14 protein-coding genes are annotated in these 14819 nt (G+C 41.0%); 9 read left to right on the plus strand and 5 right to left on the minus strand.

What is annotated here, in order from left to right; all coding sequences use genetic code 11:
• Positions 1-463 precede the first annotated feature (463 nt).
• A complete protein-coding gene (locus tag ACN222_RS04945) occupies positions 464-940 on the minus strand; it encodes a hypothetical protein (protein WP_010995169.1) in 477 nt (158 codons plus the stop codon).
• A gap of 542 nt (positions 941-1482) precedes the next feature.
• Here ACN222_RS04945 and ACN222_RS04950 point away from each other — a divergent pair.
• Positions 1483-2949 carry a S8 family peptidase gene (locus ACN222_RS04950; protein WP_010995170.1) on the plus strand — a complete coding sequence of 489 codons (1467 nt, stop codon included), beginning with the start codon at positions 1483-1485 and terminating at the stop codon, positions 2947-2949.
• Positions 2950-3059: 110 nt separating this feature from the next.
• Here ACN222_RS04950 and ACN222_RS04955 read toward each other — a convergent pair whose 3' ends face one another.
• Positions 3060-3422: a hypothetical protein gene (locus ACN222_RS04955; protein WP_044520795.1), complete on the minus strand. Its 363-nt coding sequence runs from the start codon at positions 3420-3422 to the stop codon at positions 3060-3062.
• Positions 3423-3902: 480 nt separating this feature from the next.
• Here ACN222_RS04955 and ACN222_RS04960 point away from each other — a divergent pair, with 480 nt between their 5' ends.
• From ACN222_RS04960 to ACN222_RS04980, 5 genes are all read left to right on the plus strand, one after another.
• Positions 3903-4817, plus strand: coding sequence for a manganese catalase family protein (locus ACN222_RS04960; protein ID WP_010995172.1), 915 nt, complete (start codon positions 3903-3905; stop codon positions 4815-4817).
• Positions 4818-4992: 175 nt separating this feature from the next.
• Positions 4993-5886, plus strand: coding sequence for an IS982-like element ISNsp1 family transposase (locus tag ACN222_RS04965; RefSeq protein WP_010995173.1), 894 nt, complete (start codon positions 4993-4995; stop codon positions 5884-5886).
• A 576-nt stretch (positions 5887-6462) separates the two neighbouring features.
• A complete protein-coding gene (locus ACN222_RS04970; RefSeq protein WP_044520797.1) occupies positions 6463-7542 on the plus strand; it encodes a glycosyltransferase family 4 protein in 1080 nt (359 codons plus the stop codon).
• Positions 7543-7886: 344 nt separating this feature from the next.
• A complete protein-coding gene (locus tag ACN222_RS04975; protein WP_010995175.1) occupies positions 7887-8432 on the plus strand; it encodes a general stress protein in 546 nt (181 codons plus the stop codon).
• Between the two features lie 180 nt (positions 8433-8612).
• A complete protein-coding gene (locus ACN222_RS04980) occupies positions 8613-9095 on the plus strand; it encodes a DUF4383 domain-containing protein (protein WP_044522773.1) in 483 nt (160 codons plus the stop codon).
• 121 nt (positions 9096-9216) lie between these two features.
• Here ACN222_RS04980 and ACN222_RS04985 read toward each other — a convergent pair whose 3' ends face one another.
• Entirely contained in the window at positions 9217-9615 is a 399-nt protein-coding gene (locus ACN222_RS04985) for a DUF1499 domain-containing protein (RefSeq protein WP_010995177.1), read from the minus strand.
• 160 nt (positions 9616-9775) lie between these two features.
• On the opposite strand from ACN222_RS04985, the gene ACN222_RS04990 reads away from it, so the two are divergent.
• Together ACN222_RS04990 and ACN222_RS04995 are read left to right on the plus strand one after the other, a co-directional pair.
• On the plus strand, positions 9776-10921 hold the full coding sequence (locus tag ACN222_RS04990; RefSeq protein WP_010995178.1) for an alanine--glyoxylate aminotransferase family protein: 1146 nt from the start codon (positions 9776-9778) through the stop codon (positions 10919-10921).
• Between the two features lie 195 nt (positions 10922-11116).
• On the plus strand, positions 11117-11359 hold the full coding sequence (locus ACN222_RS04995; protein WP_010995179.1) for a hypothetical protein: 243 nt from the start codon (positions 11117-11119) through the stop codon (positions 11357-11359).
• Here the strand turns inward: ACN222_RS04995 and ACN222_RS05000 are convergent.
• Complete coding sequence (locus tag ACN222_RS05000; RefSeq protein WP_010995180.1) at positions 11356-12075, minus strand: GDYXXLXY domain-containing protein; 720 nt, start codon at positions 12073-12075, stop codon at positions 11356-11358. The genes ACN222_RS04995 and ACN222_RS05000 overlap by 4 nt on opposite strands.
• A gap of 152 nt (positions 12076-12227) precedes the next feature.
• Positions 12228-13658: a DUF2157 domain-containing protein gene (locus ACN222_RS05005; protein WP_190449680.1), complete on the minus strand. Its 1431-nt coding sequence runs from the start codon at positions 13656-13658 to the stop codon at positions 12228-12230.
• A 163-nt stretch (positions 13659-13821) separates the two neighbouring features.
• On the opposite strand from ACN222_RS05005, the gene ACN222_RS05010 reads away from it, so the two are divergent.
• Positions 13822-14775, plus strand: a complete 954-nt coding sequence (locus tag ACN222_RS05010) for an RsmB/NOP family class I SAM-dependent RNA methyltransferase (protein WP_010995182.1) — start codon at positions 13822-13824, stop codon at positions 14773-14775.
• Positions 14776-14819: the final 44 nt, after the last annotated feature.

The following is a 14819-nucleotide window of genomic DNA, read 5'->3' on the forward strand; positions in this document are numbered from 1 at the left end:
CCTCTAACTACCCTACTCTTTACTCTCCCGCCAGTATTAAAGACTCACTCACGAGTATCAAATACTCTCCCGCCAGTATTAAAGACTCACTCACGAGTATTAAAGACTCTCCCGCCAGTATTAAAGACTCTCCCGCCAGTATTAAAGGCTCTCCCGCCAGTATTAAAGACTCGCTCACGAGTATTAAAGACTCTCCCGCCAGTATTAAAGACTCTCTCGCCAGTATCAAAGACTCGCTCACGAGTATCAAAGACTCATTAACGAGACGTAAATACTCGCTCACGAGTATTAAATATTCCTCAACGTGATTTTATAAAGGCTCTCGCTTGTGTGCAGCAAGGCTTTGACCTCTCTCCAAACCTCTCTCCTACAAGGAGAGAGGCTTTGAGTCTTGCTCCCCTTCCCTTGTAGGGAAGGGGTTGGGGGTTAGGTCTGAGTGCAACTAGGTGGCGATATCTACAACTTATGAACCAGTAGCCGCTTTTGCAGGCTTATTTTTAATCGCCTTGAACCGTTCCCCTAACTGTTCCGCCAGAGTTTTTAACCCCGGTGTTTTCTTTGCAGCCGTCTTGACGTAATCATATACAGTCAAACTGCTGCCCATTGCTTCGCTACCAACTGCCAATAGGGTATCATCTACCTGTTCTGTCAGTTGTCGCAGCCCAATTAACAGTTCGGTGAGGGTGGTGGCTAGTTGATAATCCCGCACAAATTCCTCTACATCAAAACTGGCTGGTAGAATGTCTGGGTTAGACTGGGCAGCAGTCAGGCTAGTGTTGACAAAAGCTAGGCTTTTATCGCCCATCTTAAATAACTTGCGTCGTTCTTCCACACTCAAGGTAACGAGAAACGGCAACTTTCCCTGAATGGTGGCAAATGCAGCTTTAATTTCTTTGACATCTTCAGCAGAAAGGGAAGCGGTGATATTTTGGTAAGCCATTGGATATTTACCTGGATAAATCTAATTGTCAAATGGCAATGGCAACTCTCCACAAGAGATATCGCCAGCATTTTTTTATGATTCCCAGTGGTAAGGGCGAATCATCAAACATCAAATAATTTGATATTTGATGACTGTTCTATTGTCATGAAAAATTCAATATTTTGAGTTTTATTTAATCAATAAACTTCCTGACAAGTATAGGTTTCAGCAACTCTAAATAAATAATTAAAATAACTGGGATTTTTTTGGTAAACAATAAGGCATTTTCTAAAATTCATCCGTAGTAATTATTGACTAGGAGGGCAAAGTTATTCAGTGCAAATATAGCGGTTTGCAGTTGAGTGTAATACTGACCTAACCCCCAGCCCCTTCCCTAGGAGGGAAGGGGAGTAATGGTTAAAACTTCTCACCTTGTAGAAAATGGGTTTGGGGAGGGGTGAAAGTGTATTGCATACAAACAAGAAGCGTAAATATTGCTTGGAAGGGTTTAAGAATTAAAACCGCAAAAAACACTTAAGTTAGTTGAGGAGCAAATACCTATGCCCACAAATCAGACTGATCAAAATCCCCTTTCAATTGACAGGCAAAATTCCGCTTATATCTCCTCATCAGATATTTTTAATACAGACAATAATTATACTTCTCAGCTAGGTTTTCGTAGTAGCTACACTTCAGATATAAATAATCATGCTACTGCTACCAGCACTTACAACTCAACTAATGGTTATGGTTTAGTCAATGCAGGCGCAGCCGTACCTCAAGCTGCTGGACAAAATCCTTATAGTGATGTTGCTAACCTTGGCGGGAATAATTGGGGCTTAGATATGATTAATGCTCCAGAAGTATGGGCAAATGGACATACAGGCCAAGGCATAATTGTGGCGGTGATAGATACGGGCGTAGACACTAACCATGAGGATTTACGTAATAATATCTGGACTAATAGCAAAGAAATTGCTGGTAATGGCATAGATGACGATGGTAATGGCTATGTCGATGATGTCCACGGCTGGAATTTTAACGACAACAATAACAACACCCTTGATAATAATGGTCATGGAACCCATGTTTCCGGGATTATTGCTGGGGGGAATAATGGCTTTGGTGTGACTGGTGTTGCTTACAATTCCCAGATTATGGCTGTGAAGGTGCTGGATGAATCTGGTTCTGGTTCTTATAGTGCGATCGCCAACGGAATTTACTATGCTGTAGATAATGGGGCAAAAGTCATCAACCTCAGTCTGGGTGGTGATTCGTCCAGTCGTACACTCAAGTCTGCAATTGAATATGCTAGCAGTAAAGGGGCGATCGTGGTCATGGCCGCAGGTAATGATGGTGAATCTGCGCCAGACTACCCCGCTCGTTACGCCAATCAAACAGGAATCGCTGTTGGTGCGGTAGATGCTAATAAAAATTTAACTGATTTCTCCAACCGTTCTGGCAATACGACTATGGCTTATGTCACCGCCCCAGGACAAAGCGTTTATTCTTCAGTACCAAATAATCAGTATGCCAATTATAGTGGTACATCAATGGCAACTCCTTACGTTGCTGGTGTAGTCGCCCTCATGCTCAGTGCTAACCCCAATTTAACTGAAGCCCAGGTGCGAGATATTATTACCAGCACCGCAGGAAACACCAGCAACGACACTACACCCAAAACAGACTCTGATTTTAACTTTGACTTTGGTTCTGTTGTAGATGACTTATTTGGTGGTTTAAGTCTAAATACCACATCAATTAGTGCTTCTAGTCTCAACTCCCAATCTTTGCAAAAGAGCAATATTTTCACCACAAGTTCAAATACTGCATCTGTATTATCTAATAATCAAACATCCACCGCTTACCAAATGGAGTTTACCCACAAATATTATCAAGACTCTCTACCCAACAGCCTAGCCAACAGCCCAACAGATATTGACACTGGTAATAATATTGATTTTACAGAGTTCATGAATATCATCGTTACACGACTGAGAGAGTACCAAAAATTGTTGGGTGCATAAGAGAATGTAATATTGCAAAGTCATTAGTCTACAGCCCAAATCCCAATTTATACAACCAGTTAACGAGCTAATGACTAATGACTTATATGCAGACGTTGTATGTAACGTCTCTATTCTTCTTCAGGTAAAATTTGGTTAATGCTGATAACCCAAGGTATACCTTGATTTACGGGAGAACTAATGCTAATTTTTGCTTGGTTAGCGAAACGTTTTAACTTACTAGCTAGGTAAGGAACAATCATCATAATATTTTGGTAGCTTTCGATATTATGACAAACCATGACTAACATCAGAATGCCACCATTAACTTTAAAGTACCAATGACAACTAGATAACAAAATACGTACTGATTGCTTGCAAGCTAAATAAAAGCTTTTCTTGGTCGTCTCTTCTAGTTGACTAAGTAATAATTCACTGATCAGAGTTGTTTTATGTGTGGGCAAATCGTCGGGAGAAAGATATGGTTGCTTCATAGAACTTCGCCCTAATTTTCTAGAGTAAAATACTGACTTTAACTGCACAATTTGGACATGACTACAGAAGAATTATCTTCAGTAAGTAATTTACGTCAGGTAGAAATATGGTCTAGTATGACATCCGTTCACTCCCATACAACTGTTTATAAGTTGAGTTTTTTGAGTCTCCCATTTTCATCAGATTTCTTTAGCAATTAGTCTACAAAAGTAAATAATGGTTAGTTTTTCTTGACGTTTGGCTTTTATTCATACTCTCATGGGGCAATGCTTCCTGCTATCCGTCTTTTACCTCCTGACAACGGCGGTAAGTTTTCCCATCCACCTATTTATATCTTTAGTTTTAGATTGGCTAAGATATGAAAATTGATTTCTCTGACTCGTGGCTGATGTAAATCATTGTTCTAGTTAGTTTCTTAGAAGAAATAAGCCACATACTTGATTTATGTGTCTGATTTCTGTCACTAATTGGGCTACAAAATGTTTTATCACGCTAAGAAATTGCAATATTTCAGACCACCCGAAAAACCAGATGCAGTCTACGCGAATAAAATCCAAGAACTCATCGGTGGGACTTTTGGAGAAATGACCGTAATGATGCAGTATCTGTTTCAAGGATGGAACTGTCGCGGGTCTGCCAAGTATCGAGATTTGCTTCTAGATACAGGTACTGAAGAAATTGGTCATATTGAGATGTTGGCAACAATGATTGCCCATCTTTTAGATAAAGCACCCATCAAAGTGCAGGAAGAAGGTGTAAGAGATGCAGTAGTGGGTGCTGTTATGGGTGGGACTAACCCACGGGATGTCATTATGAACGCAGCTATGAATCCCCAGCACTCTATTGTTTCTGGTTTAGGTGCGTTGCCAGCTGATAGTGTAGGTTTTCCTTGGAATGGTCGCTTTATTGTTTCTAGTGGTAATTTACTAGCAGATTTTCGCTCAAATCTTCATGCTGAGAGTCAGGGACGCTTACAAGCAGTGCGATTATATGAAATGAGCAACGACCCAGGGGTGAAAGATACCCTCAGTTTTATGATTGCTCGTGATACCATGCACCAAAACCAGTGGTTAGCAGCAATTGAAGATTTAGAGCAATCTGGACTAGAAAGTACTCCTGTTCCCAGTTCCTTCCCCCTAGAATTAGAAAAGCGTGAATTTGCTTATCAGTTCTGGAATCACTCAGAAGGAACAGAAAGCGCCGAGGGTCGCTGGGCAAAAGGCCCCTCAATGGATGGTAAAGGCGAATTTGAGTATGTTGCTAACCCCCAACCCTTGGGGCCAGAACCACAACCACCACAACCCGACCCACAACTACACGGTACACAACAAATTCCCCATCCTCAACAAGGTAACGGCTCTAGCGCACCTTCTTTAGTTGAGCGTATTTGCTAATCTGAAAGTTCATCCATGCAGTTACTCTCAAGGGTTTGCACTAACTAAGGAGTTAACGTGATGTGCGACTTATTGTTTCGTTACACAATTGAGGTGTATGAACGATTGAAAAGAAAATTCCCACAATCCGCACTGGAGCGAGAAAATCGTTACCAGTGAATGGAATGCGGGAAAAATGTTTTCTATTGAAGAGTTTATCATTGCCGTATTTTGCTGTGTTGACGACGTGCTGATGGAAATCACCCAGATATACCCAATCAAGAGACGAGGTTTTGCTCCGAGTTTAAGGGAGAGTGAAGTTTTAACAATGGAATTAGTGGCAGAGTTTTTGGGAATAGATGCTGAAAAAGACATTTGGAAATACTTTCACCGTCACTGGTTAGGGCTATTTCCTCAGTTAAAGAGTCGCTATGCTTTTATTCGTCAAGCAGCTAATTGTTGGCAGTACAAGGAACTCATACAACAAAAATTAGCACAGTATTTAGGAGCATACTCTGATCAACTTCATTTGATTGATGGATTACCAATACCTTTGTGTGGCTTCAGTCGCGCTCCCAACTGCCGAAGTTTTAAATCCCTTGTAGATTATGGTTTTTGTGCTGCTAAAAAACAGACGTACTATGGGTTTCATGGGCATTTAATCGTTAGTGGCACAGGAGTTATTAGTGGGTTTACCCTGACTCCGGCAAATGGCAGTGAACGGGACGCACTTTGGGATTTAATCACGCGAATTAAAGGTTTATTAATCGGAGATAAGGGCTATTTAAGTCAGTTCTTGTCAGGAGAACTTAAAGAAGTGGGTATTACTTTACAAACCCCTTTGCGTTCTAATATGTCTGACTCTCGTAGCCGATCTTCAGTGCGATTAATGCAACGCTTTCGTCGCCTAATTGAAACAGTAATTGGTCAATTAGTTGAGAGATTTCATATAGAGAAGATTCGAGCGAGAGATATGTGGCATCTTACCAGTCGTCTCAATCGCAAGATTTTAGCTCATACCGTCTGTTTCTGGCTTAATCGCCACAATTGTGACCCTCTTCAGTTCGACGATCTTGTTACAGAATATTAAGTCGCACATGGCGTAAAATATATAACTGCTATAGGGCTAGTATTTGATTTCTGAAATAGACTTAGGGCAATGCCCACCACAACCATGATACGGTGGGCATTGCCCACCCTACAGATACTTAGATATTTTCAATAATCAAATTAGATTCCTATAGCTTAGTTTAGTAAATAAGAGGATAAACAAGTAAATATTAGCAAATACTTTAAATATTAGTGCAGGAAATAGGAAAAACTATAAAATTGCTAATTTCCAGAGTTTTTACTCAGTGAAATTGGAAAAATCACTTGAAAAATTTAGAGTGATTAAGTTTAGTTAGCCCGATAAATTATATTTGATAATTAATTAAATGCAACCGATTAATTGATTATAGAACAAAAATCATCTCTGGGGAATGGGGAGATTTCCCTACTAAGATAGACAAGCAATTAAGAATATAAAGCATAAGATTATGAGGCAGTTAATTTTAAAATTGGTGTTAAGAATCAGTTTCTAGTGCAAATTTAATCGTCTATCAGGCACTCTTGAAACAAAAAATAAACACACCTAATTCAAATCTTAGTTTGTAGGAGGTTTGTGATGCGAATTGCTCAAGTAGCCCCATTATGGGAGAGAGTACCCCCGCCTGCTTATGGCGGTATTGAGTTAGTAGTGGGGTTACTAACAGATGAGTTAGTCCGACGTGGACACGAAGTTACACTGTTTGCATCGGGAGATTCTATCAGTTTAGCAAACCTAGTATCAGTTCATCCCCGTGCGCTAAGGCTTGATTCCAGTGTTAAGGAATACGGCATTTATGAAATGCTCCAACTAGGCACATTATATGAACGTGCAGATGAGTTTGATATCATTCATTCACACATGGGGTGTGCATCCCTGCCCTATACAAAGCTAGTCACAACCCCCACTGTTCACACTCTACACGGCATTTTTACCCCTGATAACGAAAAAATGTTTAGGTATGCTAAAACTGAGCCTTTTGTGAGTATTTCTGATGCACAACGGGATCTGAGATTAGGACTTAATTATGTAGGAACAGTTTACAACGGCATTGATGTTAGTAGTTACAAGTTTTATCCCCAACCGGATGAACCACCATATTTAGCTTTTTTAGGTCGGATATCTCCCGAAAAAGGTACACATTTAGCAATAGAAATTGCCAAAAAAGCTGGTTGGCATTTAAAAATTGCAGGTAAAGTAGATGTTGTTGATGTGGAATATTTTGAAAAGGAAATTAAACCATTAATTGATGGCAAGCAAATTGAATATTTAGGTGAAGCAGACCACACACAAAAAAATGTATTGATGGGAGGTGCAGTCGCCACCTTATTCCCTATTACTTGGAGAGAACCATTTGGATTAGTAATGGTTGAGTCAATGGCATCAGGTACGCCTGTGATTGCGATGAATCTTGGTTCAACTACAGAGGTAATTGCCCACGGTAAAACAGGCTTCCTGTGCAGTAATGTAGAAGAATGTGTTAGTGCGATCGCCAAAGTTGCAGATTTAGACCGCTATACTTGTCGAGAGTATGTGCAGAACCGTTTTAGCCTGCAAGCGATGACTGGCGGCTACGAAGAAGTTTATCGACAAATTCTGCAAGAGCGCTTTGCTAAAAACGGTCATCACCGCAGTAAAGTTGGTTTGACTAAAATATAGACTATAGGTGAATTTTTTGGTTCACCTTTTTTAGTGATTTTGCTCGGACTATGAACCACAGGTAATGGATACTGCAAGTATCTGTTATCTGTAACTAGTTAAATAAAGATTGCTGAGAAAATATAATTTTTGCGATACATAAATTGTAGATAACAACAGATATACAACCGCATGATTAAGCCGGAGGTTGTAAATATGTCTACTGTTATTGTGATAAATAATATCTTTGGTTAGAAGATTCTCGCCACAAATACTTGTTGTAATTACAGTTGTGAAAGATTACTCTGTCTGAGTATTTAGAAAGATTTTATTTGTCTGTTTCTTCAATTCCACAAGTAGAAAATATGGAAACTAAAACTATTAAACATGGCTTGGGATTATTTGCTAATTCCCAGGCAGTCGAGCAAGCAATTAATGACTTGAAAGGGGCAAATTTTCCTGTAGAAAAAATATCGGTTATTGCTAAGGATATAGAAAAAACAGAACACCTCAAGGAAGTGCAAACAAGAGATCGCTTAGGAAATCAAGATGTAGATACAACGGGTGCAATCGGTGATACCTTATCAGCCACTAGCTGGGGTACATTGTTAATCGGTTTGAGTAGTTTAGCGCTCCCAGGTTTAGGGACAGTTTTGGCTGCCGGTTCTGTGGGTGTGGCGTTGGTAGCTAGCATTGGCGGTGTGGCTGTAGGCGCAGTAGCGACTCAGAACCTAGTCAATGCGCTGGCTAATTTAGGTATACCAGAAGAACGAGCTAGAGTATATAGCGATCGCCTACAGCAAAGTAACTATTTACTCATAGTTGATGGCTCAGAAGCAGAAATTCACAGTGCAGAAGCAATATTGCGTCAACATAAAATTGAATATTGGGATATTTATGATTCCCCTTAGGATGATTGCTAATTAGGTTGATCATCCTACCTTTTGATAGAGTGAATCATCCAAAAAAACAGTTGAATAGTAAGTGTTATGTCTCAGACTAAACAACTGATTTTTTATCATCACTTTTTCTCTAAATCAGTAAGCAGATAGTGAGCCAAAAAATTTGCATTGATGAGGATGAAGACAACTATGGACAATATCAAGACAGCGAATATGGTAGAGCGTTACTGTGCTTTGACCATCGGTATGATCTTTTTACTAGTAGGTTTAGCAGGGTTTACCCCAGCGTTGGTTTCAATACCAGGAACAAGTGAATCTTTTATCCCCCTTGATGAATCCCCTAATGCCTATGCAGCCGGATTTGGTTATATATTTGGTCTATTTCCTACCAACTTTCTGCATAACTTTATCCGTTGCACTGTAGGCTTACTGGGAATCACTTCCTATTACAGTGCTAGCAGTGCGCGGGTATTTAATTTAACGTTTGCCGTTGCTTATGCCTTGCTGGCAATTATGGGATTATTGCCTTTTGCCAAGACATTTTTTGGACTGATGCCTCTGTTCGGTAATAACGTTTGGTTAAACGCCCTATCATCGCTTGCAGCCTTCTACTATGGTTTTATCGTACCTCCTAAGGTCAAGGGTGTTAACGTCGCAGAAAAAGCTTCTTGATAGCTGAGATTCTTCTTTGTCGGGGACAAGACTTCGTCACTGATTACGGAAAAAACTAAATCCTGGCTATTGTCAATCTACTGAGCAATGCCAGGATATATTTAATCAGATGACTAATAGACTAGTTAGCTTCGCCAAATTTGGCTCGAATTGTTTCAATTCTTTTACGGTTAACACCTAAATCACTTTGACCTAAGCGGGAAGCAGAGCGTACCTGAATGACATTAGCATTACGGTCTAAATAAAACTCGACATCATCAACAAATCCCAGTAAAGCACTTTGAAATTCTGCATATAAATAATCGGGACTTTCGCTAATGATTTTAGTGCGAGGTAAAGATTGAATTACACTTTTGAGCTTGTTTATCGCCTCTTCTGGTGTCGAGATAAAATTTAGCGGGGCGATTTGGTGAACTGTATCTGTACTTTGGCTAGAAACACAATTGGGCGAGTTAGGACAAGGTGCTAATCTGCCGTCGCGCACACCTAGATTATTTGGGCGTTTACCAGTGAAAACCATAAGGGATTGGGGGCTAATTAATTCAAAAGTATTATGCTATGCCTATACTCAACTTCAGACTACATCTTTAGGCGACGGAGGAAAATAATTCTCTAGACTTAATAAAACATGGGTGATGCGATCGCTTTATGATGCGGTAAGTGGTATATAGGCGATCATTATGGCGCAGATAATCTCAATCAATGACAATCAACGTTTACAACTAGAACCTCTAGAAGTTCCCTCCCGTTTGCTGTTGGGTCCTGGGCCATCAAACGCCCATCCCTCAGTCCTGCAAGCAATGAATGTTTCACCAGTAGGACATCTTGACCCAGCTTTCCTCGCACTGATGGATGAAATTCAATCTTTGCTGCGCTACGTATGGCAAACGGAAAATCCCCTCACAATTGCTGTGAGTGGTACAGGGACAGCTGCAATGGAAGCAACCATCGCTAATGCTGTAGAACCAGGTGATGTAGTGTTAATTGGTGTTGCTGGTTATTTTGGTAATCGTCTGGTGGATATGGCTGGACGCTATGGCGCAGATGTCCGCACAATTTCCAAACCTTGGGGAGAAGTTTTCTCACTGGAAGAACTCCGCACAGCTTTAGAAACCCATCGTCCGGCAATTTTGGCTTTAGTTCATGCGGAAACTTCCACAGGCGCACGTCAACCCTTGGAAGGTGTGGGTGAGTTGTGCCGAGAATTTGGCACTCTGCTATTAGTAGATACAGTTACTAGCTTGGGTGGTGTCCCTATCTTTTTGGATGCTTGGGGAGTGGATTTAGCCTACAGTTGCAGTCAGAAAGGTTTAGGTTGTTCTCCTGGCGCTTCGCCTTTTACCATGAGTTCCCGTGCTATCGAAAAGTTGCAACGGCGACGCACTAAAGTGGCGAACTGGTATTTAGATATGAACTTGTTGGGTAAGTATTGGGGTAGTGAACGGGTTTATCACCATACAGCCCCGATTAATTTGTATTATGCTTTACGGGAAGCGTTACGTTTAATTGCTCAGGAAGGACTAGCAAACTGCTGGCAACGCCATCAAAAGAACGTAGAGTATTTGTGGGAAAGATTAGAAGATATAGGCTTAAGTCTGCACGTTGAGAAGGAATACAGACTACCAACCCTGACCACAGTCTGTATTCCGGACGGAGTGGATGGTAAAGCAGTCGCCCGTCGGTTACTCAATGAACATAACATTGAAGTAGGCGGTGGTTTAGGTGAATTAGCCGGTAAAGTCTGGCGTGTGGGACTAATGGGTTTCAATAGCCGCAAAGAAAGCGTTGACCAATTGATTCCAGCCTTAGAGCAAGTTTTACGTTAGGGACTGACTAATCAATTCAATATTCAACACCTTGGCTACGCTTAGGGTCAAAATTCTTTGTAAATCCTAAACTTGGACTTAAGTTTGAGTTTAGGTACTCCCCAATAAATTTTCCAAATCAGCTGACAGAAACATTATGGATGTGTAAAGTAATTGAGGAATGTTTAATATATTTAACCTTTGACACATCCATCTATGGATAGGAAAACCAAACGCCTCTTGCTGCTCGTGGCTTCTTGTAGTGTGACGGGTGTAATTTTAGGGGGAACCACTAGTTGGGCCCAGAGTACTTTTTGCTTGCAAGCTGATAAGGTTACAAATGAGTGCCTGACTCAAAGCCCAATCCAAAAAACGGTAGAAGGCATGAGTACAGGCTTATTAGCCGGAGCCGGAGCAGCTTTCGGTGTAGCATGGAATGTGCGTCATCACGAAGACTAAAAACGATAATTGCGATCGCGCACCCATAGACTCATAGGTACAGCATTACCCTGGGGGTCTACCTTGACTTTTACAGCTAGTGGTCGCAACTGTCCGTTTCTAGTTTGACGAGCAGCACGGAAAATGTCGTTATTTAACTGCTGGCGCTGTTCGTCTGGCACATTGTATGATTCCACACCATAGTTAATAAAGCCATTCTGGTAAACCCCTCTCAACGCTACTTGATTATCTCGGAGGGACATAGGTAAATTGCTGCTCACGCGCACAGGTCGCCAAGCTCTAGGAGTACCTCGACCAAAAGATTGTTGCTCCTGCAAAATCACATATAAATTAGTTCCCTCAACTAGTTGTCTACTCCTCCCACGATTTCTTCTCAATAACTCCTCCCAACCAGGAAGCCGGCGTAAGCTGGAAATCCGAGATATGTTGTAATCTAAATTCAGTGTGTAGCCTCGCAACACATTATCAGGGTCAGCAGGTAAAGTTTGTAATATTACCTCTCTACCCGTGAGGTTGGTGTACATTGCTTGAGTCGGTACTGACAAAATTAGCCCTGTTTGCAAAATTAAGGGCAACAATAACCGCCAAAAAGGTAAAGGCTGGTTGTTTTTTTGTTCAGTAGCAGCCAAATAATCCCTAAAAGTCAGTTTTTTAGAAAATTCTGCTTCGGGAGACAAAGTTTTACTTTTGCCAGATTCGGAGGATTCACTTGCCATAAGCCTAGTCCTAAAACTAATGGGGTTTTGGGAAAGCGGACATAGGACTTACGCAGAGTGGGGAGTAGTCAATTCAAAATTCAAAATTCAAAATTCAAAATTCAAAATTCAAAATTTAAGAATTTTTGCTCCCTCATTTCCTGGCCATTCCATCAATTTGACTTCTTGTTAGAAGAACCGGTGAGGCGATTTTCAAACCACATTCCGGTACTGATTAAGATGGAACCGCACATCAAGAAAACCATTGACCTAAACAGTAAATCGGTGTCGTACTCTAACATCCGACTAATTACTAGTAAAGTTAACAATAGCATACCGCCCCAAAAGGAGCGCCGATCACTTAACTTCAGCCCCTCCTGAATGAATCCCCAGGACAGCACGGCTAAAAGCACGTTGAAAATAAAACTACCGAGGTCGCCAATGCGATTAATGGCTTGATGCCAGAATGGTACTACGACGATAAAGCCCAAGAAAGTGGCAATCCAAGTAGTATTAAAAACAACTTCCCGGCGGGGAGGGTTACTTCTTTGACGTAATAAGAATAACCATTGCAATACTGCAAGACCACTGAGAATCCCCAAATCAATGACAGAGACAGAAGAGAAGTTGCTGTTACTCGTTGACCCAAAGGAATTGTAAGACAATCCTTGCCATTGCCAACGAAAGGAAAGGGCATAAAAGACTAAGCCAAAAGCGATTAAGGCTAAGTTACGCGCTAGGGGCTGAAATAGTCGATAATTGATGGTGGGAAATAGCAGATCATCATAACTCCAGAATATGGCAGGAGGCAGTGCTAATGCGAAAGATGCCACCCAAGGAGCTACATCAGAAAAGTTCAGTAATGGTAGAGGGTTGAGGTTGAATTGCAGGGAACTAGCAAAGAAGACGGCTGCTAAGAAGAAAATCCACCGCGAACGGCAAAAGTAAGCGAGGGGGACAAACAATAGCCATGATATCAGTGGCATATGGCGGACTGCTAGCCGCGCCCAACCCCATTCCCCTGAAGAGTACCATAAATCTCCTAGTCCAGCCCAGTAGCCAATCTGTACTAGGACGATGGCCATAATTCCCAAGGAATTAAGGGAGAGGCTGTAAGCCATGAAGGAAACACCAAATCCCCAGGCGATAAATAGTTCCGGAGTAGAACCAGTGATATTAAAAATCTGCGCCATGAGGATGAGGTTTGCACCCAGGATAAAAGCCGCAAAAATTAATAACGCTTCGCCTAAGAAGCGCTTACTCTGCTGGGGCTTTTTTCCTTCTTTGTTCTTCAGTGTCGGCTCTCTCCAGGTATAAAAACCCGTGATACTCACAAAGAAAAATAAACTCATCATCAAGATGAATTTGACTTCTCGTGACCAAGAAAACCAGTTAGCGGCCGCGAAGGTAAAGACACCCACAACCAACAAGACACCGCCAATAGCGATCGCTATCATCATAAAGCGATCGCGTGCAGCAATCTCTAGATTCTTAAATTTATAGCGATCGGCAATTTGTTGATATTGCGAAGCACTAATTATTCCTTCATCACGCCACGATTCCGCATCTCGTCGCAATTTTCGCTGAAAATTGTCAAAAATCATAACCCTCTCCACTGCGCTAGGGTAATTTGCCAATCATTTCGGATTTACGCATGGAGTTATTAGTCAAAAGTTCTCTTCTCTCGCTACTCTTACCATTCCCCATTCCCTAGTATTATGAAGCCAAGCCACTTCTAAGCGTTGTTCTCCTGTTACCGTTTTACTAATGGAAAAACCATCGAACTTACTGCTTAAACTCGCAAGACGTTTGTTTGAAAATCCTGATAAACAAGAAAAATTTATCGATGCGTTAGTTGCTCCTCAGCCTTTTAATCCCTGTATTCTGTGGTGTCAAAATCAGCCTGATAATTCACCTTTTTCCGTAGAATCTCCATTAAGTTGGCAACCAAAATTTGTTGACCGTCTGCACCTGGGAGAAAAACCCGGACAGCATACCTTACATCATCAAGGATATTTCTATTGTTTAGATTTTTCATCTGTATTTGCTGCGTCTATTTTATTAACAATCCCTCAATCAGTAAGCTTAGTTTTTGATATGTGCGCTGCTCCTGGTGGTAAAAGCGTTTTTGCTTGGCAAGCTTTACACCCAGAATTAATCATTTGTAATGAGGTTATTGGTAAACGTTTAGGAATGTTAATTTCTAATTTAAAGCGTTGTCAGATTAGCCCTTCTATTATATTTAATAGAGATTCTAGTATTTTTGCAGAAAATATTCCTTTATCTAGTAATTTAGTCATAGTTGATGCCCCCTGTACTGGACAATCTCTCTTAGCAAAAGGAGAGAAAGCCCCAGGATGTTTTCATCCTACTGCTATTAACAAGAGTGCAAATCGCCAAAAGAGAATCATCGCTAATTCTGCACAAATTGTTGCCCCACAAGGTTATCTGGCTTATATGACTTGTACTTATTCCCCTGAAGAGAATGAGCAGGTGTGTGAATGGTTTTTGTCACGATTTCCCCACTTTCAAGCAGTGGAGATTAACCATTTACAAGAGTATCAGTCTCACTTAACAAATATTCCTTGTTATCGGTTGTTCCCACAAGATAGATTAGGTGCTGGTGCGTTCACAGCACTTTTTAAAAATACTGAAGTAGGAGAAGTTAAAGAATTAGCTCCACAGATTTTAGATGATTTAGGTATTATTCAGAAATTCTAAATCTTTGTAGCGCAGTTAAGTCGGAATAATTAATCAATATACCA

It is taken from the genome of Anabaena sp. FACHB-595 (assembly GCF_048568275.1).
GTDB lineage: Bacteria > Cyanobacteriota > Cyanobacteriia > Cyanobacteriales > Nostocaceae > Trichormus.